At 58.7% G+C, this 22,550-nt stretch carries 21 protein-coding genes; 7 read left to right on the top strand and 14 right to left on the bottom strand.

Features of this window, described 5'->3' with window-relative positions:
* Window positions 1–31 precede the first annotated feature (31 nt).
* On the top strand, window positions 32–1,273 hold the full coding sequence (locus tag AC2FGE_RS05690) for an MFS transporter (protein ID WP_496818233.1): 1,242 nt from the start codon (window positions 32–34) through the stop codon (window positions 1,271–1,273).
* Here the strand turns inward: AC2FGE_RS05690 and AC2FGE_RS05685 are convergent.
* The 5 genes from AC2FGE_RS05685 to AC2FGE_RS05665 all read right to left on the bottom strand — a co-directional run bounded on the left by AC2FGE_RS05685 (window position 1,270) and on the right by AC2FGE_RS05665 (window position 5,803).
* Window positions 1,270–1,890, bottom strand: a complete 621-nt coding sequence (locus AC2FGE_RS05685) for an HAD family hydrolase (protein ID WP_496818232.1) — start codon at window positions 1,888–1,890, stop codon at window positions 1,270–1,272. The genes AC2FGE_RS05690 and AC2FGE_RS05685 overlap by 4 nt on opposite strands.
* A 143-nt stretch (window positions 1,891–2,033) precedes the next feature.
* Window positions 2,034–2,489 carry a YaiI/YqxD family protein gene (locus AC2FGE_RS05680; protein WP_496818231.1) on the bottom strand — a complete coding sequence of 152 codons (456 nt, stop codon included), beginning with the start codon at window positions 2,487–2,489 and terminating at the stop codon, window positions 2,034–2,036.
* Window positions 2,486–3,934, bottom strand: coding sequence for a Si-specific NAD(P)(+) transhydrogenase (gene sthA / locus AC2FGE_RS05675; protein WP_496818230.1), 1,449 nt, complete (start codon window positions 3,932–3,934; stop codon window positions 2,486–2,488). The genes AC2FGE_RS05680 and sthA overlap by 4 nt, the downstream gene beginning before the upstream one ends.
* A gap of 3 nt (window positions 3,935–3,937) precedes the next feature.
* Window positions 3,938–4,771, bottom strand: coding sequence for an S-formylglutathione hydrolase (gene fghA / locus AC2FGE_RS05670; protein WP_496818229.1), 834 nt, complete (start codon window positions 4,769–4,771; stop codon window positions 3,938–3,940).
* A 102-nt stretch (window positions 4,772–4,873) separates the two neighbouring features.
* Window positions 4,874–5,803 carry an AEC family transporter gene (locus tag AC2FGE_RS05665; protein ID WP_496818303.1) on the bottom strand — a complete coding sequence of 310 codons (930 nt, stop codon included), beginning with the start codon at window positions 5,801–5,803 and terminating at the stop codon, window positions 4,874–4,876.
* 187 nt (window positions 5,804–5,990) lie between these two features.
* Between AC2FGE_RS05665 and AC2FGE_RS05660 the strand changes: the two genes are divergently transcribed.
* The gene (locus tag AC2FGE_RS05660) at window positions 5,991–6,608 is read left to right on the top strand and encodes a TetR/AcrR family transcriptional regulator (protein WP_496818228.1); all 618 of its coding nucleotides are present in this window, start codon (window positions 5,991–5,993) and stop codon (window positions 6,606–6,608) included.
* A 14-nt stretch (window positions 6,609–6,622) separates the two neighbouring features.
* Here AC2FGE_RS05660 and hutC read toward each other — a convergent pair whose 3' ends face one another.
* Window positions 6,623–7,324: a histidine utilization transcriptional repressor HutC gene (gene hutC, locus AC2FGE_RS05655; protein WP_496818227.1), complete on the bottom strand. Its 702-nt coding sequence runs from the start codon at window positions 7,322–7,324 to the stop codon at window positions 6,623–6,625.
* Between the two features lie 81 nt (window positions 7,325–7,405).
* Complete coding sequence (locus AC2FGE_RS05650; protein WP_496818226.1) at window positions 7,406–8,770, bottom strand: formimidoylglutamate deiminase; 1,365 nt, start codon at window positions 8,768–8,770, stop codon at window positions 7,406–7,408.
* Window positions 8,771–8,849: 79 nt separating this feature from the next.
* On the opposite strand from AC2FGE_RS05650, the gene hutI reads away from it, so the two are divergent.
* The 4 genes from hutI to hutU are packed head-to-tail and all read left to right on the top strand — an operon-like array spanning window position 8,850 to window position 14,063.
* Window positions 8,850–10,058: an imidazolonepropionase gene (hutI, locus tag AC2FGE_RS05645; protein ID WP_496818224.1), complete on the top strand. Its 1,209-nt coding sequence runs from the start codon at window positions 8,850–8,852 to the stop codon at window positions 10,056–10,058.
* Entirely contained in the window at window positions 10,055–11,593 is a 1,539-nt protein-coding gene (gene hutH, locus AC2FGE_RS05640; RefSeq protein ID WP_496818223.1) for a histidine ammonia-lyase, read from the top strand. The genes hutI and hutH overlap by 4 nt, the downstream gene beginning before the upstream one ends.
* Entirely contained in the window at window positions 11,590–12,384 is a 795-nt protein-coding gene (gene hutG, locus AC2FGE_RS05635; protein ID WP_496818221.1) for an N-formylglutamate deformylase, read from the top strand. The genes hutH and hutG overlap by 4 nt, the downstream gene beginning before the upstream one ends.
* Window positions 12,381–14,063: a urocanate hydratase gene (gene hutU / locus AC2FGE_RS05630; protein ID WP_496818220.1), complete on the top strand. Its 1,683-nt coding sequence runs from the start codon at window positions 12,381–12,383 to the stop codon at window positions 14,061–14,063. The genes hutG and hutU overlap by 4 nt, the downstream gene beginning before the upstream one ends.
* A 20-nt stretch (window positions 14,064–14,083) precedes the next feature.
* Here hutU and AC2FGE_RS05625 read toward each other — a convergent pair whose 3' ends face one another.
* From AC2FGE_RS05625 to AC2FGE_RS05605, 5 genes are all read right to left on the bottom strand, one after another.
* On the bottom strand, window positions 14,084–15,115 hold the full coding sequence (locus AC2FGE_RS05625) for an endonuclease/exonuclease/phosphatase family protein (RefSeq protein WP_496818302.1): 1,032 nt from the start codon (window positions 15,113–15,115) through the stop codon (window positions 14,084–14,086).
* The gene (locus AC2FGE_RS05620) at window positions 15,115–16,161 is read right to left on the bottom strand and encodes an ABC transporter ATP-binding protein (RefSeq protein WP_496818219.1); all 1,047 of its coding nucleotides are present in this window, start codon (window positions 16,159–16,161) and stop codon (window positions 15,115–15,117) included. Before AC2FGE_RS05620 ends, AC2FGE_RS05625 begins: the two co-directional genes overlap by 1 nt.
* Before the next feature lie 11 nt (window positions 16,162–16,172).
* Entirely contained in the window at window positions 16,173–17,066 is an 894-nt protein-coding gene (locus AC2FGE_RS05615) for an ABC transporter permease subunit (protein ID WP_496818218.1), read from the bottom strand.
* Window positions 17,067–17,077: 11 nt separating this feature from the next.
* A complete protein-coding gene (locus tag AC2FGE_RS05610) occupies window positions 17,078–17,959 on the bottom strand; it encodes an ABC transporter permease subunit (protein WP_496818217.1) in 882 nt (293 codons plus the stop codon).
* 72 nt (window positions 17,960–18,031) lie between these two features.
* A complete protein-coding gene (locus tag AC2FGE_RS05605; protein WP_496818216.1) occupies window positions 18,032–19,336 on the bottom strand; it encodes an extracellular solute-binding protein in 1,305 nt (434 codons plus the stop codon).
* A 196-nt stretch (window positions 19,337–19,532) separates the two neighbouring features.
* Here AC2FGE_RS05605 and AC2FGE_RS05600 point away from each other — a divergent pair, with 196 nt between their 5' ends.
* Complete coding sequence (locus tag AC2FGE_RS05600) at window positions 19,533–20,582, top strand: LacI family DNA-binding transcriptional regulator (RefSeq protein ID WP_496818215.1); 1,050 nt, start codon at window positions 19,533–19,535, stop codon at window positions 20,580–20,582.
* A gap of 2 nt (window positions 20,583–20,584) precedes the next feature.
* On the opposite strand, the gene AC2FGE_RS05595 is transcribed toward AC2FGE_RS05600, so the two are convergent.
* Entirely contained in the window at window positions 20,585–21,595 is a 1,011-nt protein-coding gene (locus AC2FGE_RS05595) for a FecCD family ABC transporter permease (protein WP_496818214.1), read from the bottom strand.
* Between the two features lies 1 nt (window position 21,596).
* Window positions 21,597–22,550 carry an ABC transporter substrate-binding protein gene (locus tag AC2FGE_RS05590; protein WP_496818213.1) on the bottom strand — a complete coding sequence of 318 codons (954 nt, stop codon included), beginning with the start codon at window positions 22,548–22,550 and terminating at the stop codon, window positions 21,597–21,599.

Below are 22,550 nucleotides of genomic sequence, written 5' to 3'. Positions count from 1 at the left end.
GTCGGCAAACATTTAATTGACCGAGGCTCCCATGCCGCATTCTGCCCGCCTGATAAATCCCATTCTGATCGTCGGATGTATCATCATCACGGTCAGTTTCGCTGTGCGTGCCTCATTCGGGGTGTTCCAGATCCCGATCGCGGATGAGTTTGGCTGGCTGCGCACCGACTTCTCACTTGCGATTGCGATTCAGAACCTCGCCTGGGGCATCGGACAACCTATCTTCGCCGCGATCGCCGAAAAGATTGGGGATCGTAAGGCAATCATTCTTGGGGCGCTGACCTATGCGGCAGGCATGGTTTTGTCGGCCTGGTCTATCACCCCGTTTGGGCATCAGATGTATGCCTGGTTGGTGGGATTTGGCATCGCAGGCACCGGGTTTGGTGTGGTTCTTGCGGTGGTCGGTCGGGCCTCATCAGACAAGAACCGGTCCATGTCTTTGGCGATTGTAACCGCGGCTGGCAGTTTCGGCCAAGTGATCGGCGCACCAACCGCGGAATGGCTCCTCACCTTCCTGCCGTGGCAACAGGTGTTCATCGTGTTCGCTGTGGCAGTCCTTGCCCTCGTTCTTACGTTGCCGTTCATGCGAGCCCCGCAGCCGGTCAGCAAAGCCGAGCTGGAAGAAAGCATGAGCCAGATCCTTGGCAAAGCGTTCCGTGATCCGTCCTACGCGCTGATCTTTCTGGGCTTTTTCAGCTGCGGCTATCAACTGGCTTTCATAACCGCCCATTTCCCCGCCTTCGTGACCGAGATGTGCGGCCCGATTCAGCCAGGGGGGATGCTGCATTCACTTGGCATAACCACCACATCGGCCTTGGGCGCGGTAGCAATTTCACTGGTGGGACTTGCGAATATCGGAGGCACGCTTCTGGCTGGATGGGCCGGGAACTATTTCCCCAAGAAATATCTCTTGGCCGGGATATACACTGCGCGGACCATCGCGGCTGCGGCGTTTATTCTAATGCCGATTACGCCGATGTCCGTGATCATCTTCTCAATCGTCATGGGTTCGCTCTGGCTGGCCACGGTGCCACTGACTTCTGGCCTCGTCGCGCATCTTTACGGGTTGCGCTACATGGGCACGCTTTACGGTTTCATCTTCCTCAGCCACCAGATCGGAGGGTTCCTTGGTGTCTGGTTGGGCGGACGGATGTATGACGTCTCTGGTGACTACACCATGGTTTGGTGGATCGGCGTCGCGGTCGGAGCCTTCAGCGCCATTGTCCACCTGCCGATCCGTGAGAACCGGAGCGCGGCACCCGCACCGGCCTAACGGGCTTCGTCGACGGTCAACAACCCCTCGGCCACCAGTCGATCGGCCCAGCCTTCTGGACCCTTGAAGTGATGCGTTTGCCATCCGCGCGCGCGTGCCGTTTCGATATTGTCGATCCGATCATCTGCGAACAAAAGTGACGCGGGCGGCAGGCCGCAATCGGCTTCGACTTGCTCATAGATCGGAACATGAGGCTTCACCATCTTCATACGGCCCGAGACGTATTGCCGATCGAACTCGTTCAGAAACGGGTAGATTGTGGTGGCATAGTCGAAATTCTGCACCCCGAAATTCGTCAATGCAAACACCGGCACGCCCTTGGCGCGCAACGCCTTCTGCAACCGGACCGTATGTGGGATTTCAGGCGCGGCAAGCTCGATCCACTTGTCGTGCCACATGCGGATTTCATTGCTCCATTCGGGGTATTTCTCAGCCCAGTCGTAGATCGTATCGGTGAAATGATAGCCCTGATCCACAAGATCGTTCATACCGTGCAGATCGACCTCTTCGAACATGGCCCGACGGCGGTCTTCGCCGATCACGCGGTCATAATAGCGCTCGGGCTGCCATTCGATCAGGACATTGCCGATATCAAAGATGACTGCTTGGATTGACATGTTGTGATCCTGTGCTGAGTTCCTGCCGCGCGCCGACTGAACCAAGGCAGGCGCTTAAGTTCAAGCACCAACCGCAGCGCGCAGCGCTGCTTGGCCCAACTGGAGAAGATGCATCTGTGATGCGTCGCCGACGGGCGGGAGCCTTATGCCTGTTTTGCTGCCCTGAGTTCCCGTTCCAACGCGTCCAGAAACCGGGACCGGTCGGCTTTGCCAAAGGGTTTGCCGCCGCCGCCTGCACCCAAAGGGTTGGCTGCGCGCAGATCGGCCATCAGGTCGCGCATGGCCAATTGCTGGCCGATATTGGCGGCGGTGAAGGCCTCACCATTGGGGCGCAGCGCGCGGGCCCCAGCTTCAACGCATTTCGCGGCCAGCGGGATGTCCGATGTCACCACCACATCGCCAGGCCCGCAACGCTCGGCAATCCATTTGTCAGCTTCATCGGCCCCTTCCGAGACGATGACCACCTGCACCAACGGGTTCGCCGAAGGCCGCAGCCCGCCATTCGAGACCAGCGCGATCGGAACCTTGTGGCGGGTTGCGACCCGCTCGGCCTCGGCCTTCACAGGGCAGGCATCGCCATCGATATAGAGCGTTGTCACGCTTTCTTGGCCTCTTTGGCTGCAGGCTTTTTCTTTACCTTGAATTCTTCCGGGATCGGCATTCGGTTGAATGCGTCCAGACCCGCGATCTTGTAGGCTTCGGCCAGCGTTGGATAGTTGAACGTGTTCTGGACAAAGTAATCCACGGTGCCTTTTAGGTTCAGCACAGCCTGGGCGATGTGGATCAATTCGGTCGCCCCTTCACCCACAATCTGCACCCCCAGAACCCGGCGGGTTTTCAGCGAGAACAGCATCTTCAGCATGCCATGTTCCAACCCCATGATATGTCCGCGGGAAGTTTCGCGGAACCGCGCCACGCCAACCTCGTAGGGAATGCCCCGTTCCTGCAATTCCTCTTCGGACATGCCACAGGTGGAAATCTCGGGCACCGAGTAGATGCCATAAGGATACCAGGGGCTCTCCGGCAGGGTCGGCGTTTCCAGCGCATGGCAAGCAGCGACACGGCCCTGCTGCAGCGACGTTGAGGCGAGTGACGGATGCCCGATCACGTCACCTGTCGCATAGATATGCGGCACGTCGGTCTGATAGGTCTTGCGATCCACGTTGATCCGGTTGCGATGATCGGTTTCCAGCCCGACTGCATCCAGGTTCAACGCCGAGGTTGCGCCCATGCGACCGGCTGCAAACAGCAGCATTTCGGCCCGGACATGGCGGCCGTTCTCCAGCGTGACCTCGACATGTTCACCCGCATCTTCGATTTTCTCAACAGCAGAGCCGAGGCGCAGATCGACACCGTTTTCGCGTATCTGATGGGTGAATTCATGGATCAGGCGGCTGTCAATGAAATCTAGAAAGCTCTCGCGGGGTTCAATCAGCGTGACCCGCACGTCCAGGGCCGAGAACATGGTCGCGTATTCCACACCGATCACCCCGGCACCGATCACGATCAGTGAGCGCGGAATCTCTGCCATTTCCAGAAAATCATCGCCATCCACGACGGTCTTGCCGTTGAACGGCACATAATCGGGGCGATAAGTTTTGGTCCCTGTGGCGACCAGAAACTTGGCCGCAGTCAGGCGGGTTTTCTCACCCGCGTCGGTCGCGACTTCGATCTCGTGCGGGCCTGTGAAGGTTGCCAGCCCGTTCAGGGTTTCCACGTGGTTCCGGTTGAATTGATGTTCCAATACGTCAACCTCATGATCCAGTGTCATGTGCAGACGCGCCTTGAGGTCTTCGGCGCGGATCTGGTCTTTGACCCTGTAGGAACGACCATAAAAGCTGCGCTCGCGCCAGCCAGAGAGGTTCAGCACCGTTTCGCGCAGGGTTTTCGAAGGGATCGTGCCGGTGTGGACCGAGACACCACCAAGCCGGTCCTTGCGGTCGATCACCAATACACGACGTTTCAGCTTACCTGCCTGGATTGCCGCAGACCGCCCCGAAGGACCCGACCCGATGATGATCAGGTCATAGTTATATTTGCTCATGCGTTACTCTCCGTACAGCGCTTCGGCGTGGAAGGTGACGTGGTCTTCCATGAAGGTGGAGACAAAGAAATAGGAATGATCATAGCCCGGTTGCAGACGATAAGTGGCCTGCTGGCGGCGTTCTGCAATCGCAGCGGCCAGAGCTTCGGGGCGCAGCAGATCAATGAACTGGTCATTGGCGCCCGTGTCGATCAGGACCGGGCCGTCAAAACCGACCTCTTTCATCATCAGGGACGCATCGTGCTTTTTCCAAAGCCCTTCATCCTCACCCAGGTAGGCAGCTAGCTGTTTGCGACCCCAATCCGCACCGGTCGGGTTCGAGATCGGCGCAAAGGCTGAAACCGAGCGGAACCGACCCGGAAGATTCATTGCCAGCGTCAGGGCGCCGTGGCCCCCCATGGAATGGCCAGTGATGGCTTGACGCTCCATATCTATGGCGAAATTTTCAGCTAACAGGGCGGGCAATTCTTCGGCCACATAGTCCCACATGTTGAAATGCGGGGCCCATGGGGATTGCGTTGCATTCACATAGAACCCGGCGCCCTGACCCAGATCGTAGTCTTCGTGATCGGCCACGCCCTCGCCACGGGGCGAGGTGTCAGGGAAGATCACGGCAATCCCTTGCTCAGCCGCCCAGGCCTGTGCCCCGGCCTTGGTCATCGCGTTTTCATGGGTGCAGGTCAGGCCAGACAGATACCACAGGATCGGAACCGGACCATCCTTGGCTTCGGCCGGAAGGAACAGGCCAAAGGTCATGTCACATTGGCAGGCTGTCGAAGCGTGGCGGTAGACGCCCTGCACGCCACCGAAACAGGCGTTTTCCGAAACGGTTTCCATCTGGTCTTATCCTCACGTTAGGGTCGGCTCATGGCTAACGACCCAAGGGCTTGACGTAAAGTCCGGGCGCGTTTGGCGCACGTATTTTTTAAGGAATGAAGATCAGGGCGCGGTGACCCAGGCAATCACAAGCGGCACGGTCAGGATGCTGGCTACGGTCGACAACAAGATCGCGGCAGAGGCGCGATGGGGTGCGACGCCATAATGGGCGGCCAGCATGTAGACATTGCCGGCCACTGGCAGGGCGGCGGCGGCAATTGCCACGGCAGCCGGGAACGTGTCGATGGGCACCAGCCAGAGCACCGCAATCGCGACGCAGGCCGGGTGGATAACCAATTTGCAAAAGCTCAACCAGGCAGCGACCTGAATGCGCTCGGCGGATTTACCAGCCAGAGACGCCCCGATTGCAAACAGCGCGCCGGGCGTTGCCGCGCCGCCCAGAATGGTCAGGAAATCGTTCAGCGGGCCGGGGACTGGTACCTGAAAGGCCGACCAGATCAGACCGGCGGAAATCGACACGATCATGGGATTTTTCAGCAACCCGATACCGATCAGCCGCAGCGTGGCAGGGGTTAGCTTACCGTCGCGCCCCCCATGGATCAGGATCACGATGAGCGACGAAAATACCACTAGATCAACGGCCAGAACCAGCATCACAGGGCCAATTGCAGCTTCGGTCAGCAGCAGGGCCAGCATCGGCAGGCCAAGAAACCCAACATTACCGATAGCGGCGCATTGCGCCTCGACCGCCGCGGTGGGGATATCCAGGCCTCGGAACCAGGCGATCAGGGTTGCAATCAGATAAACGGCCAGCGTACCGATCAGATAGCCAATGATCAGGCGACCATTGAAAATCTCGGCAAATGGCAGAGTCGCGGCAAAGCGAAACAGCATTGCCGAGAGGGCAAAGAAGAACACAAATTTGGTCAGATAAGCCGTGGCCTCGGCGCTGAAAAACCGGCTGCGCCCGGCCCAGTAGCCCAGGCCAATGATCGCAAAAAAGGGCAGGGTGCGCAGAAATATCTCGACCATGGCCTGTCCTAACATGGTTTTGGCGCGTCGCAAGTGCGGACATTTTGTTGGCCGACCTTGGTGAAGCGGGTCGTGCAAAGAGGTGATTCAACAGAATTGTGAGGTCAATTCACTTGAGCATACCGAGAATCCTTGTATCTAAACCGAACGGTTTATAAGCTCGGAGCACTTCAGACTAGGAGACGACATGACCCAGACCGCTACGATCCTGCGCACCGGCCGAAAATTTGAACAGGTACTCAGCGGGGCCCGAGAGGTTTTTATGGCGGATGGGTTTGAAGGAGCCAGTGTGGACGATATCGCCCGGGCGGCGGGTGTATCCAAGGCTACGCTATACAGCTATTTCCCGGACAAGCGTCTTTTGTTTGTCGAAGTGGCGCAGACCGAATGCCGTCGGATGGCCGAGCGTGTGATTGCGATGGTTGATGAAACCAAACCCGTGCGCGAGGTTCTGACTATCGCAGCCACTCAGTTGATAACCTTTTTTGTTTCCGATTTTAACCAGCAAGTTTTTAGGGTCTGCGTTGCTGAACGTGATCGTTTTCCTGAATTGGGTCGGGCGTTTTATGAGGCTGGGCCGCAAAACGGGCAGCGCAGGATGGCCGAGTATCTGGATAAGGCCGTGGCCAAGGGCGAGTTGGCGATCGAGGATATTCAAATTGCCGCAGAACAGTTTGCTGAACTTTGTAAGGTACGCTTGTGGCTACGTGCCGCCTTTGGAATCCAGAAAGAGTTCAGTCAGGAAGAAATAGACGAGGTTGCCTTGCACGCGGTTGATATGTTCCTTGCCCGTTACGGGGTCTGAATCCTGCACCGGCGTCAATAGGTCGTTCGCATCTGATAGCCTTGGTGAAATGTCATTCTGACAAAGGTCACGGGTTTGTTCTGAAACCACGTGGTGCGTTCCAGCTGGAACAGCGGCGTTCCCGACGGCACCGACAGAAACTCCTGTAGCTGGCCTGCCGCAGGCACGGCAGAGAACGCGATTTCCGCATCCGAGAATGGAATTTCGGACAAAAGCCACTCATTGGGGCCGACGGTCAGAAAATCCTGATCCATCACATGCGGCACCGTATCCGTGTTGATCCAGCGTTCTTCGAACTGAAACGGGCGGTTGTCTGCGTGGTGCATGCAGTTCAGATGCAACACCTGTGCCCCCTCTTGCAGCCCCAGCTTTGCCTGCAGCCAGGGCGGGCAGCTGATCATATTGCGGCTGACCAGAGCATAGCGGTATTCCGCATTCATATCCTCGATGGTCTGGCGTACCACGGTGATCGGCAGCTTCGCCTGTTTCACTGGGGTGGTCACAACACGGGTACCACCTTTGCGGCGACGCGTGATGATGCCTTCATCGGCCAGTTCGCGCAAGGCTCGGTTGACGGTGGCGCGGGCACAGCCAAACTCGGCCGCCAGTTCCAGTTCGGTTGGTAACAGACTGCCCTGTGGCCAGATGCGTGTTTGAATGCGGCTCAACACCTCATCCCGAATATCCTGAAATCCCATGTTCTTTTGTGCGCTCACAGCTTGCTTGGCCTTTAGTGGTGTTCATAAGTAGTTTATGTCTGTATATTTGCATAGGCAAAGAATTTGGCCGTCAATTGCCTAAAGTGCTGCCAGAAGAGTGCGCATCGCGTTGCGATAGTTCGCAATGATCCTGTCACGTTGAACATGCCGCCCGCTTTGAACCTGATGTCGGCCAGCGGACCACAGGTCAGTGATAACATGATCTTTGGCGGCAAATACCAAGCCGTCCAGCAGTTGATCAGGCCGCAGCGCGCAAAGCGACGGATGCTGGCTGTCAATAGCGACCAGATCGGCCAGATTACCCGGTGCGATCTGCCCTGAATCACGGGCGAGCGCCTGCGCCCCGCCTGCGGCGGCATTGGAATACAGCGACTGCCCGACCGATCCTTCGCCTGTCACCAGCACATTGCGAGACAGATCGCGCAGGCGTTGCGAGTATTCCAGCGTCCTCAATTCTTCGGTCAGTGAGATCAGCACATTCGAATCCGACCCAACGCCAAACGCGCCGTCTGCGGCCAGATAGCTGGGGCCGTTGAAAGGCCCGTCGCCCAAATTGGCCTCGGTCACCGGGCACAGCCCAGCCACAGCGCCGGACCGGGCCATGGCCAGTGTTTCGCCTTCGGTCATTTGGGTGGCGTGGATCAGGCACCAGGTGGTATCGACCGGGGCATTGGCCAGCAACCATTCGACCGGGCGTGCGCCGAGCCCGGCTTGCACTTCGGCCACTTCTTTGGGCTGTTCGGCAATGTGGATATGAATTGGGCCTTGGCCTTGTGCCCGCAAGACCTCTGTCAGATCACGTGGGCTGGTGGCGCGCAGAGAGTGTGGCGCGATGCCAACCCGGCAATCATCGGGCAGGTTCGTGGCCGCTGCTCGTGCCTGATCGACCAGTGCGCAGAACCGATCAACATCATTACCAAACCGTTTCTGACCTTGCTCCAAGGGGCGTTCTCCAACGCCCGCATAGGTATAGAGCACGGGCAGGTGAGTCAGGCCGATCCCCGTTTCAAGGGCGGCGGCCATGATGCGGTCGCTTAGCTCAGCCACGTGGTCATAGGGTTGCCCATCCGGCTGATGGTGCAGGTAGTGAAACTCGCCCACCGCCGCATATCCGGCCTCTTGCATCTCCAGATAGACAAGCGCTGCGATGGCCTGAACCTGATCCGGGTTCAAATGTGCAGTAAAGCGATACATCAGATCGCGCCACGTCCAGAAGCTGTCGCGCCCCGCTAGCCGGTATTCTGTCATCCCGGCCATGGCGCGTTGAAACGCATGGCTGTGCAGGTTGGACAGCGCAGGCAGCAGGGTGTCAACACACGAATCGCCAGCTTGCGGCGTGGTGTCCAGCGTTAGCTTTCTGATCCGTCCATCCTTGATCTGCACCCTCAGATTTCGGGCCCAGCCCGTATCCAGCAAGGCGTTCTGTGCGAAAACGGCGGTCATGAGACTCTCCCAAATATGGATAGACAATAAACATAAATGCATATACTGGAAAAGAGAGAAATTGTGATGTGAGAGTCCCATGCAGCCCCAGGATCATCTTTTGACTGATTTGCGTGCCGCGACGATGTCAGGCGCTGATGCCTATGGGTTGATTGACGATGCCGCGATTGCCGTTCAGGCGGGAAAAATCGCTTGGGTTGGTCCGCGAGCGGATGTGCCTGGCGCTTACGCGGGACTGCCACAGCGCGCGCTCGAAGGTCGATTGGTAACCCCTGCGCTGATCGATTGTCACACTCATGTGGTGCATGGCGGCCATCGCGCGGTTGAGTTTGAGATGCGCCTGAACGGGGCCAGCTATGAAGAGGTTGCGCGCGCGGGTGGCGGTATCATTTCGACCGTGACTGCAACCCGTACCGCCAGCGTTGCCGATCTAATAGCGCAGGCCTTGCCGCGCGTGGACGCCATGCTGGCCGAAGGTGTGGCGGTAATTGAGGTCAAATCAGGCTATGGGCTGGATCGAGACACCGAACTGAACATGCTGCGCGCCGCCCGTGCATTGCCGCAGCATCGTCCAGTGAGGGTTGTGACCAGTTTTCTAGGCGCACATGCTGTGCCAGCAGAATATAACGGTCGCCCCGACGCCTACATTGCCGAGGTCTGTATCCCGACGCTGCGTGCGGCCCAAGCCGAAGGGCTGGTGGATGCGGTGGATGCGTTCTGTGAGGGCATTGCCTTTCAACCTTACCAGCTGGTGCCTCTATTCAATGCGGCGCAGGAGCTTGGCCTGCCGATCAAACTCCATGCCGAGCAGTTGTCCAATCTAGGCGGGGCGAAGTTGGCGTCCTCATATGGTGCTCTGTCGGCAGATCACATTGAATATCTTGACGAAGAGGGGGCGCTCGCCATGGCCCAGGCGGGCACCGTCGGTGTGATCCTGCCTGGCGCCTTCTACACCCTGCGCGAGACGCAGGCTCCACCCATCGACCTGCTGCGTAAACACAATGTGCCGATGGCGCTGGCAACGGATTGCAATCCTGGCTCGGCTCCGATGACCTCGTTGCTGTTGACCATGAATATGGCTTGCACTCTGTTTCGCATGACACCCGAAGAGGCATTGCGGGGTGTAACCACCCATGCCGCCCGTGCCTTGGGGCTGAAAGACTGTGGCCAGATTGCCCCCGGCTTGCGCGCCGATCTTGCGGTTTGGGATGTGGCCCACCCGGCCGAGCTGGCTTATCGCATCGGATTTAACCCACTTCATACCCGCATCATCGGAGGTGCAGTTTGACAACACTGACACTCACGCCCGGCGCAGTCTCACTGGCGCAGCTGGAACAGGTCTATCGTGAAGAATGCGCTGTCAGGCTGGACCCGGCGTGCAGGCCCGATATCGAAACTGCTCATGTCCGCATTGCAGATGCGGCTGCGGGTGAGGCGGCGGTTTACGGGGTCAATACCGGCTTTGGCAAACTGGCCAGCGTCAAGATCGCGGCTGAGGATACGGCAACCCTGCAGCGCAACCTGATCCTGTCGCATTGCTGTGGCGTGGGGCCTGCCATCGCGCGGGCGCATGCGCGATTGATGATGGCGCTGAAACTGCTCAGTCTCGGGCGTGGCGCGTCCGGCGTGCGGCTGGAGCTGATCGATCTGCTGGAGGCGATGCTGGATAAGGGTGTAACCCCGGTGATCCCAGCGCAGGGGTCGGTCGGCGCGTCCGGGGATCTGGCGCCGCTGTCCCACATGGCGGCGGTCATGATGGGCGAGGGTGAGGCAGAGTTTGGCGGCAAGGTCATGCCCGGCGGTCCTGCATTGGCGGCTGCCGGTCTGACGCCGGTGGTACTGGGCCCCAAGGAAGGTCTGGCGCTGATCAATGGCACCCAGTTCTCGACCGCCTTTGCGCTGGCGGGCCTGTTTGGTGCGTGGCAGGCGGCACAGAGCGCATTGGTGACGTCGGCGCTTACGACCGATGCCATCATGGGCTCGACCGCGCCTTTACAGCCCGAGATCCACACATTGCGCGGCCATCGCGGCCAGATCGAGGCCGGTGCGACCATGCGCGCTCTGCTGGCCGGGTCGGTGATCCGCGAAAGCCATCGTGAGGGCGACACGCGGGTGCAGGATCCGTACTGCATTCGTTGTCAGCCACAGGTCGTTGGTGCGGCGATGGATGTGCTGCGTCAGGCGGCCGTTACGCTGGAGATCGAGGCCAATGCCGCCACCGATAACCCTCTGGTCCTGACCGGCGCCGGGCTGATCGTCTCGGGCGGCAACTTCCATGCCGAGCCGGTGGGCTTTGCCGCCGATATGATTGCGCTGGCCGTGGCCGAGATCGGGGCGATTGCCCAACGTCGGATTGCGTTGATCGTGGACCCGGTGCTCAGCTTTGATCTACCGCCCTTCCTGACGCCCAATCCGGGGCTGAACTCGGGTTTGATGATTGCCGAGGTGACAACGGCGGCCCTGATGAGCGAGAACAAACATCTGGCCAACCCCTGCGTGACGGATAGCACGCCGACCTCAGCCAATCAGGAGGACCACGTCAGCATGGCCGCCCATGGCGCGCGGCGATTGGGGCAGATGGTGACCAATCTGGAGCGCATTCTAGGGGTCGAACTGCTGTGTGCGACGCAAGGGGTCGAATTCCGCGCGCCGCTGCCCACCAGCGAAACCTTGCAGGGAGTTATGGCTCAATTGCGCGCGGTTGTGCCGCCTTTGGGCGATGACCGCTATACCGCTCCGGATATCGAGGCGGCGTCGGCCCTGATTGCCAGCGGCGAGATTGCCCATAACACGGGCGTCGACATGCCAGGGCTGGGCGCATGAGTGACCCGGTTGAGATATCCCGAGGCACGGGCCCAATCGTTTTGGGCTTGCCCCATACCGGTACATATGTGCCGCCCGAAATTGAGGCGAATCTGAATGATCAGGGCCGGACGCTGGCAGATACGGATTGGCATATTCACATGCTCTATGACGGGCTGCTTCCCGGTGCCACGACGGTGCGCGCCACGTTCCATCGCTATGTGATCGATGCCAATCGCGATCCGTCTGGTGCGTCGCTATATCCCGGTCAAAACACTACAACTCTGGTCCCGCTGACCGATTTTGATGGCCACGGAATCTGGGACCAGCTGCCATCTGACGCGGAAATCGAAAACCGGCTGACCATGTTCCACGCGCCGTATCACGCCGCCCTTGAGGCCGAACTGGCGCGGGTCAAGGCGATCCATGGGGTCGCTGTTCTTTATGACTGCCATTCGATCCGCAGCCACATTCCCTTCCTGTTCGACGGGGTGTTGCCAGATATGAACCTCGGCACAAATGACGGCACAACCTGTGCCCCCCCAATCGAGGTCATCGCGCATGAGTTCGTCGCTTCATCACCTTATAGCACCGTCCTGAACGGGCGTTTCAAAGGGGGCTGGACCACTAGGCACTACGGCCGCCCTACCGAGGGCGTGCACGCCATTCAGATGGAACTGGCTCAATCCACCTATCTCAGCGCCGAAACGGCCCCGTGGACCTATGACGCCCAAAAAGCCAGTCGGCTGCGCCGATGGCTCAAAGACATACTGGATGCAATCCAGGACACTGCATTGGAGATTGCCGCATGACTGATCCTCGCAAAAACACCCGTGATATCTTTCCGCCCACCGGCCCGGAGCTGAATGCCAAAAGCTGGATGACCGAAGCTCCGCTGCGGATGATGATGAACAACCTGCACCCGGACGTGGCCGAGAACCCGCACGAATTGGTGGTGTATGGCGGCATCGGGCGCGCGGCGCGGACGTGGAAGGATTTCGATACTATCGTGGCCAGTCTTAAGGACCTTGAGGAAGATGAGACCCTAGTGGTGCAATCCGGCAAACCGGTGGCCATTGTGCGGACCCATTCGGATGCGCCACGGGTGCTGATTGCGAATTCGAACCTCGTGCCGCATTGGGCCAACTGGGATCATTTTAATGAGCTCGATAAGAAGGGCTTGATGATGTACGGCCAGATGACCGCTGGCTCGTGGATTTACATCGGCACACAGGGCATCGTGCAGGGTACCTATGAGACCTTTGCCGAAGCCGGGCGTCAGCACTATGATGGCGATCTGACCGGCAGATGGATTCTGACCGGGGGTCTGGGCGGCATGGGTGGCGCGCAGCCGCTGGCCGCCGTTTTCGCTGGGGCCTGCTGTCTGGCGGTCGAGTGCAACCCGGACAGTATCGATTTCCGTCTGCGCACCAAATACCTGGACGATAAGGCCGAGACGCTGGATGAAGCGTTGGAGATGATCGACTGCTGGACCAAGGCGGGAGAGGCCAAGTCGGTCGGACTGCTGGGCAATGCCGCCGAGATTTTTCCCGAAATTTACGCGCGGATGCAGGCCGGTGGCATGCGGCCCGATATCGTCACCGATCAGACCAGCGCGCATGACCCGGTCAACGGTTATCTGCCCATCGGCTGGACTATGGCGCAGTGGAAGGACACGCGCGAAAGCGACCCCAAGGCGGTTGAAAAAGCCTCGCGCGCCTCAATGAAACAACACGTCGCCGCGATGGTCGACTTCTGGAACGCGGGCGTACCGACTTTGGACTATGGCAATAACATCCGGCAAGTGGCGCAAGATGAGGGTCTGGAGAATGCCTTTGCCTTCCCCGGCTTCGTGCCAGCCTATATCCGCCCGCTGTTCTGCCGCGGCATTGGCCCGTTCCGCTGGTGTGCGCTGTCTGGCGACCCCGAGGATATCTACAAAACCGACGCCAAGATGAAGGAACTGTTCCCCGAGAACACCCATCTGCATAATTGGCTCGACATGGCGCAGGAACGGATCGCCTTCCAGGGTCTGCCAGCACGTATCTGCTGGATTGGGTTGGGTGATCGACACAAGGCTGGGCTGGCCTTCAACGAGATGGTGCGCAACGGTGAGTTGAAAGCACCCATCGTCATCGGGCGCGACCATCTGGACAGTGGCTCAGTCGCCTCACCGAACCGCGAGACCGAGGCGATGAAGGATGGCTCGGACGCCGTGTCGGACTGGCCTTTGTTGAATGCGCTGGTCAACACTGCTTCGGGCGCGACCTGGGTTAGCCTGCATCATGGCGGTGGCGTAGGGATGGGGTTCAGCCAGCACGCGGGCGTTGTGATCTGTGCTGACGGCACCGACGAAGCCGCCAAACGTCTTGAGCGGGTGCTTTGGAATGACCCGGCCTCGGGCGTGTGGCGTCACGCAGATGCGGGCTATGACATCGCCAAGGATTGCGCCCGCGCACATGGGCTGCGTTTGCCGGGCATTCTGGGTTGATCGCGGGCAAGAGAGCCGGGCTAAGTCAGGTCCGGCTCATGTGACCTGACCGACGTCAGCGCCGCGCGGCACCAGACGCAATCATGATCGGAAAGCGGCGTTCCCTCGTCTGAGATTGAGGTCAACAGCCCCTTTTCTTCACAGCCCAGATCGCGGCCTGCCAACCAATCCAGCTTCATCACACGCTGAGGGTGTGGGGTGATCAGGCTGGGGCGGGTGGTCGTTCCGTCGGCTGTGAAACCCCAATCGTAACCATGCGTCCCGGCCAGACCAAAAAGGCTCTCGTTCTGCCAGTTGAAATCCGGAGGCAGGTGGTTGCCGGTGTTCAAATCCCCACCGATCAGAACCGGCAGGCCCGGCGCGAAGCTGTCAATTGCCCTAAGCAGGATATCGAACTGCGTGTGGCGATGGGCGGCATTCGCGTTGCTTTCCAGATGGGTGGACACGACGCAAACCGGGCCGTTTTCCGTAGGCAGAACAGCAGCGATGGCCATACGGCCACCGACGCGCGGCTGGTCGGGATCTGCGGCACCTTCATCGCAAGAGAACCAGTGGCCATGATCGTCCAACCGAAACAGGGCGGCGCGTTCAAACGGCACCGAAGACAGGATCGCATTGCCATGCCATCCCAGTGCGTTGAAGTCGTCTTTGCAGAAATGGCGCTCGGTCGGGCCGCCCAGATCGAGTTCGTGAAACTCGACCCCAAAGGCGTAGACCATTCCAAGGGCATCTGCCATCGCTTCGGTCGTGTGCCGTTGCGATGTGCGCGCCATGCCGTGATCGACCTCGGACAGGAGAACAACATCGGGGCTGATCCGACCAAGATGCGCGGCGGTCGCCTCGGGGAATAGGCAGCGTTCCACATTCCATGCAGCCACGGTGAACTGCGCGGGCAGAGTGGATATCTGCGCCTGCCCGCCAAGCTGCAGCGCATTCATCGCTGGAATATCGCGCAGCAACTCCCGATGCGCCGCAGCGGTTCGCGGGGCGGACAATATACTTAACCGCTGATCCGGTGTTACAGCGGGAAGCACATCCAAAACGTCTGTGATCAAATGACTTTTCCTGTTTCCACATCAAACAGACGCAGCGCGTCGGGTTTCAGGGTGATCTGGGTTTCGCCTGTTTGGGCCGCGTGATCTTTGCTGACCAGAACCGTGAAGGGCTGACCGCCAAGCTGACCGTGCAGCAACCGATGCGCCCCCAGTTCTTCAAGGATATCCACCTGAAACGGCACGGAACCCTGACCTTCCAGCTCGATATCTTCGGGTCGGATGCCCAGTGTAACCGGTCCGTTGGCCGAGGCGGGCGCGGTCATGATCCCGTCATAGCCGTTGATCCGCACCTGGCCTTGATCGACCTGCGCCTCAATCAAATTCATCGGCGGCGCACCCATGAACGAGGCGACAAAGGTCGAGGCCGGGTTGTGATAGATTTCAGAAGGCGTGCCGATCTGCTCAATCTGGCCAGCGTTCAGAACGATGATGCGGTCGGCCATGGTCATGGCTTCGACCTGATCGTGGGTCACATAGACGGCCGTCGTGCCAAGGCGGCGTTGTAGGGCCTTGATTTCGATCCGCATCTGGTTGCGCAACTTGGCGTCAAGGTTGGATAGCGGTTCGTCAAACAGGAACAGCGCCGGATCGCGCACAACTGCGCGGCCCATCGCAACGCGCTGACGCTGACCACCCGACAGTTGCGCCGGCTTGCGATCCAGATACTCGGTCAGATTCAGCATCTTGGCGGCGTCTTCGACCTTGGCGGCGATCTCGGACGCGGGCGTGCCGCGGTTCTTCAACCCGTAGCCTATATTCTTTCGGACAGTCATATGCGGATACAACGCGTAGTTCTGGAACACCATCGCGATGTCCCGGTCCGCCGGGTCTACGTTGTTGACCACCCGGTCGCCGATTTTCAGCGTCCCTTCGGTAATATCCTCCAGCCCTGCAATCATCCGCAGCAGGGTGGATTTACCACAACCCGACGGACCAACCAGAACGACGAACTCGCCGTCCTGAATGGTGAAACTGGTGGTTTCAACCGCTTTGAAGCCGTTGGGATAGACCTTGCGGATGCCCTCTAATGATACCTGAGCCATGCGCGTATTCCTTATTTGTCGGATTCTGTGAGGCCCTTGACGAACCAATTCTGGAAGAAAATGACGATGGCCACCGGCGGGATCATTGCGACGATCGCCAGTGCCAAAGCCTGCCCGTGTTCAGGGATCTGACTGTCAGTATAGGTCAGCACGATCTGCTTGATACCGCGGACCAGCGTAAAGAAGCTTTCGTCTGTCGTGATCAGCGTTGGCCACAGATACTGGTTCCAGCCAAAGACGAACATGATGATGAAGATCGCGGCGATCATCGTCCGGCTGAGCGGGACGAGGATGTCGACAAAGAACTTCCACGGACCTGCACCATCGATCCGGGCGGCCTCGGCCAGTTCCTCAGGGACGGACATAAAGAACTGTCGGAAAAAGAAAGTACCAGTGGCCGATGCGATCAGCGGGACGATCAGACCGGTATAGGTGTTGGTCAGGCCCAGCTTCTGGATCGCCTCATACGAGGGCAGAATCCGTACCTCAAGCGGGAGAAGGAGGGTGGTAAAGATCACCCAAAAGGCCAGCGTGGCAAAGCGCAGGCGGAAATAGACGATGGCATAGGCTGCCATCATCGAGATGATGATCTTGCCGACTGCGAAGCCGATGCCCAGAATGAACGAGTTCATCAGCATCAGCGTGCCGTCGACGGTTTGGGTAAATCCGCCTTTCTCGAACATGGCGGCGTGGAAGTTCTTGCCCAGATCGTCGCCAAGGCCGATCTGAATGCCCTGTCGATGGATGGTCACCGCATCATGGCTGGCGGTGGTCAGCGCCAGCAGGGGCGGCAGGATCATCAGCAACGAGCCCAGGATCAGCACAAAGTGATCACCGATGGTCTCCCAACGGATTTTGCGGGGGCGGCGGGTGGTTTCGGTCGTCTCAAGGGTTGTGTCAGCCATTGTTCGCCCCTTCAGGTATAGTGGATCCGGCGCTCAACCAGCCGGAACTGAAAGACGGTGAGGAGTAGAACCAAACCCATCAGAATGACGGATTGCGCGGAAGAGCCGCCCAGGTCATTGCCTCGGAACCCGTCCAGATAGACCTTGTAGACCAGCGTCATCGGATTATTGCCCGGCTCACCCTTCATCAGCGCGTCAATCACACCGAAGGTGTCGAACAGCGCATAGGTGATGTTGATGATCAGCAGGAAGAACGCGGTGGGGGCCAGTAGCGGGAAGGTGACCTGCCAGAACCGCCCGGTGGCCGAGCGGTTGTCGATCATCGCCGCCTCGCGCACCGAGCGCGGGATCGATTGTAGGCCCGACAGGAAGAAGATGAAATTGACAGGGATTTGCTTCCAGACCGATACGATGATCATCGCGGTCGCGGTGGCGTTGTAGTCAACGCCCAGTTTGAAATCCCAGCCAAACATCTGGAAGAACTTGGTCATCGGGCCTGTGCTTTGGTCAAAAAACAGGATGCCCAGAAATCCGGCAACCGGAGGCGCGATGGCGTAGACCCACATCAGCAAGGTGCGATAGGTCTTGGCGCCGCGCAGGACCTTATCGGCCTTGACGGCCAGCAGCAGCGCGATGGCCAGTGAGAAGAAGGTAACCAGAACCGAGAAGACAATCGTGAACCAGGCAATGCGTTTATACTGATCATTGCCAATCAACGACGTATAGTTCTCGGCCCCGACAAAGGTTGACCCGAATCCGAACGGGTCTTGCAGAAAGAAGGACGATTGCAGCGCCCATCCCGCAGGCCAGTAAAAGAAGATGGCGATGATCATCAACTGTGGCAGCAGCAAAGCCACAGGAAGCCAGACATTATCAAAACCCGCGCGTTTCATAGGTCTTCCAGTTGCAGAAAAGGGGGATGGCCGCACCCGAAGGCGCGACCATCCTGGGGGTGATCCCAGGGATTAACCCTGAGTCTTTGCAAAGCGGGCCAGCAATTCGTTGGCTTCTGCTTCGATGTTCTGGAAGGCGGTTTCCACGTCGGTTTCACCGGTCAGGATACGGCCATATTCGCGGTTCATGATGTCGCGGATCTGGACATAGAAGCCCATGCGGTAGCCTTTGGTGTTGTCGCCTGCTTTGGCGGACAGCTGGTTGACGCCAACTTCGGCTGCCGGGAAGCGGTCATAGTGGCCGTCTTTTTTGGCGACTTCGTATGCAGCTTCGGTGATCGGCACATAACCGGTTTCCTGATGCCAGAAATACTGGGTTTCAGGCGCGGTCAGGAAGTTGAAGAATTCGGCTGTCGCCTTGTTTTCTTCATCCGATTTGCCCGCCATGGCGAACAGGGCCGCACCACCGATGAACGTTTGTGTCGGCTCGGCTGTTACGGCTTCCCAATAAGGCAGCTCGGTTGCGCTGAATTCAAACGGCAGGTCTTTCTGCAGCAGGCCCCCAAACGAGCCGGAAGACCCCAGCCACATGGCAACTTTGCCTTCTTCGAACGGCTTGGCGTTGTCGCCCCAGCCAGTGCCGTACCATTCAAACAACCCGTCTTCTTTCCAGTCGCTCACCGCCTGGAAATGGGCCTTGATGGCGTCGTTGTTGATCAGGATTTCGGTGTCGGTGCCGTCATAGCCGTTGTTGTTGGTCGCAAACGGCAGGTTGTGACGCGACATGAAGTTTTCGGTGAAGATCCAGGGCAGGTGCGACTGGCTGAGCGGGATATAGCCTGCGTCTTTCAGCGCCGGTGCGGTGGTTGACTGGAACTCTTCCCATGTCTTGGGGGGTGTAACGCCCGCAGCTTCCAGCGCATCTACATTGTAGTACATGATAGGTGTTGACGAGTTGAACGGCATGCCGATCATCTTGCCATCGCTGTCTGCGTAGAAGTATCGCACGCCAGCGATGTAGTCATTGATGTCGAAATCAACGCCATTGTTAGCCAGCAGATCCTGAACCGGGATAGTCGCACCTTTTGCACCGATCACGGTGGCAGCACCGGCGTCAAACACCTGCATGACGTTGGGCTGTTCGCCAGCGCGGAATGCAGCGATACCGGCGGTCAGCGTTTCTTCGTAGCTACCCTTGTAGACCGGAGTGATTTTGTATTCGTCCTGCGAGGCGTTGAAATCCTCGGCAATTTTGTTGACGGTCTCGCCCAGCTGGCCGCCCATTGCGTGCCACCAGGTGATTTCGGTTTCGGCAAAGGCTGCGGTCGCGGTAAAGGCGACGGTGGCAGCAGTTGCGCAGAACTTAAGGTTGGTCATTTTGGTTCTCCGGTTCGGTGTCGAGCTCTTTCAATAAAGAGCTTGTAGGCAATTCGATGCCAGATTGTGGTGCAGGTCCCCCCTGCGGTGTTGGTGTTGCACAGCATTCGATCACATCGTGGAGAGCGTCCGAAATCTGCACACGTGCTCACATACTGTTAACGTGTGACAGTTCGATGAAAGATTCCTAGCAATATTGACAAATTCCACCAATTCGAAGGACAGGTTGGGCGTGGCTCAGGATCATGACAAACCAGCCGATAGGCGCCGCCGGGTAACCGCGCAAGCCGTTGCAGATGCGGCTGGTGTGTCGCGTTCAGCGGTTTCACGCGCCTTTACGCCGGGTGCGTATCTTGATGAAAGAAAAAGAAAAATTATCGAGAAAGTGGCCCATAAAATGGGCTATCAACCAAATGCATTGGCTGCCGGGCTGAAGGATGGGCGCTCGCATCTGGTGGCTGTCTTTGTCGGCAATATGCGTAGCACATATGATTCCGAATTCGTGAGCGCTTTGGTCGGAAAACTGAACGCTTTGAACAAATGGCCGATTCTCATTGATGGCGGGGATCAGCGTGCAGAAGACGCGATCGAGCAGGTTTTGCGTTATCCTTTGGACGCTTTGATCTTGCGTGGTGGCAGCATGCCGCGTGCATTGGTCACGCGGTGCACAAAGTTCGGTGTGCCGATGATTTCCACAGGCCGAATCGTCCAGGCGCCGGGTGTCGATAATGTCTGTTGCCGCAATGCCGACGGTACGGGGCTTGCAGCTCAGGTGCTGATCGACAAGGGGCGCACACGGTTTGGGTATCTGGGCGGCGCGCCCAGTTTCTCGTCATCGGTCGAGCGTAGATCGGGTGTGATCGGGGTTCTGGACGAAGCAGGATTAAACCTGATTGCCGAAGCCACAGGGGATTTCACGGTTGAGACCGGGCACGAGATTGCGCTGAAACTGCTTACCGAGCACAAGCTGGACGCGTTGGTCTGTGCCAACGACGCCAGCGCGATCGGTGCGCTGACCGCCGCGCGCGAGCTGGGTTTGGATGTTCCGGGTGACCTCTCACTGATCGGGTTTGACGATATCGAAATGGCAAGTTGGCCGAATTTCGATCTCAGCACCGTCAACAACCCGATTGATGATGCGGTTGATCAGGTCATTGCGTTGCTTGAACGCAGGCTGGCAGAGCCCGGTAAGCAGAGCGAAACCATTATGATCGATCCGTTTTTCGTCCCGCGTGGAACGCATTAGGGTCAACCGTTTCGCGCTGATTTGAACAGGTACAGGAATACGAAAAGCGACCCGATAGAGGTGGTCACGATGCCGACCGGTAACTCCTGAGGTGCTAGCAGCAATCGGGACACGATATCCGAGGCGGTCAGAAGGATGGCGCCCACGATGGCCGAGGTGATCAGCAGGTTGCGGTGAAGTGTTCCCGCTATTCCACGCGCGATATGAGGGACCATCAGGCCGACAAAGCCGATGACACCCGCGACTGACACGAAGCTTGCCGTGGCCAGGGCCGCAACAAAGAACATGCGAAAGCGCAGGCCCTGTACAGGAATGCCAAGCGTCGCGGCGGTGAAATCTCCGGTCAGAAGGGCATCTAGCCAGCGGCTGCGATAGAGTGCATAGCCCAGGATCAGGGCCAGCCCGATCAAGACCAGTGGAAACGTCTCCCACCGCGCAAGGCCCAGTCCGCCCAGCATCCAGAAGATCACAGAATGGGCGGCGCGGCTGTCGCCGGCAAAGATAAGATAGTTGGTGATGGCGGAGAACAGGAAAGACACGGCAAGCCCCGCCAGGATCAGCTTTTCCGGTGCACTTGTGCGCAAACCCTGGACCAGGGCCAGCACGATGCCTGATGCGATCAGACCGCCACAGAAAGCCGCCAGCGGTAAGGTCCAGAAGCCCAGTACATCGCCCGTGACCGTGATAACCAGCACAGCGCCCGCAGCCGCGCCCGACGAGAGGCCGAACAGAAATGGATCGGCCAGATCGTTGCGCGTGGTGGTTTGCAGAACCACGCCCACAACACCAAGCCCGGCACCGATGACAGTGGCGAACAGCGCACGGGGCAGGCGCAGATCAAACACGATCCGATGCAGCGGCGACATCTCGCCTTCGGACAGGCCAGTTCCCAAACCGATGGCAGCAATGACATCGGCCACGGGGATCGGGGTGGTGCCATAAACCGTCGACAGCAGCAAAAGGGCGGTCAGAACGACCGCCCCCAGCACAACTATCCGGCCTGTCTGGACCATATCAGTTGGTCGCCGTCGGGTGCATCGCATCCGCCATTTTCTGGATCGCGTCGATATTTGCCGGTCCCGGTGTCAACTCTTCGTAACGCAGACCGATCCAGCGTTCATTTTTGACTGCATCTGTTTGGGACATCACTGGGTGCTCTTGCAGGAACGTGAACGTATCCTCTGCCCCGTTGCCGGTCTGATAGTCAAGCAGCACCAGGAATTCCGGGTTCGACGCGGCAACCGCCTCCCACGAGGTACGGCCCCAGCTGGTCTCCATGTCATGGGTGACGTTTTCGCCGCCAGCCGCTGCGATCATCGCATCGGGGATGGCGAATTTGCCAGCGGTGAAGGGCGCATCCGCTGGACCGTCCAGCAGGAAGACACGGGGTTTGGCCAGATCGGCGGTTTTGGCTTCGATGGCAGCCAGCTGTTCTTTCCAGCCTGCAACCAGTACCTCGGCCTTCTCCTCGACATGCATGACCTGACCCAGACGCAGCACATCGTTGAACAGCAGGTCCATGCTGGCCTCAGGGCGGTCTTTGTCCAGATGCACGCAGCTTTCGGTCAGGATCATGGTCTTGATGCCGAACGGGGCCAGGGTGTCCGGCGTCACGTCGCCGCCGGGCTTCATGCCGTAGTACCAGCCCGCGAAGAACAGGTCGGGTTCGGCCGCGACCAGGTTTTCGACGGTTGGGTATTTTGGTGCGAGCTCGGGGATGTCGCCGCGCAGCTTGTCGAAATCTGGGCTGGTCTTGTACCAGCCGGTGATTCCGGTCAAACCAACGATCCGGTCTTGTAGGCCAAGCGCAAAGGCCATGTCGGTCATGTTCATATCATGCACCACCAGCCGTTCGGGCATGGTTTCGAACACCAGCGGTTCGCCGCAATTGTCCACGGTTACCTCATGGGCTGCCGCGCTGCTGGCCAAGCCGGTGATCATCAAAGCTGACCAAAGTTTTTGTTTCAT

This window comes from Ruegeria sp. YTSA075, assembly GCF_059610245.1.
Note: the sequence above shows the minus strand (reverse complement) of the source record. Positions and strands in the feature narration are given on the sequence as shown.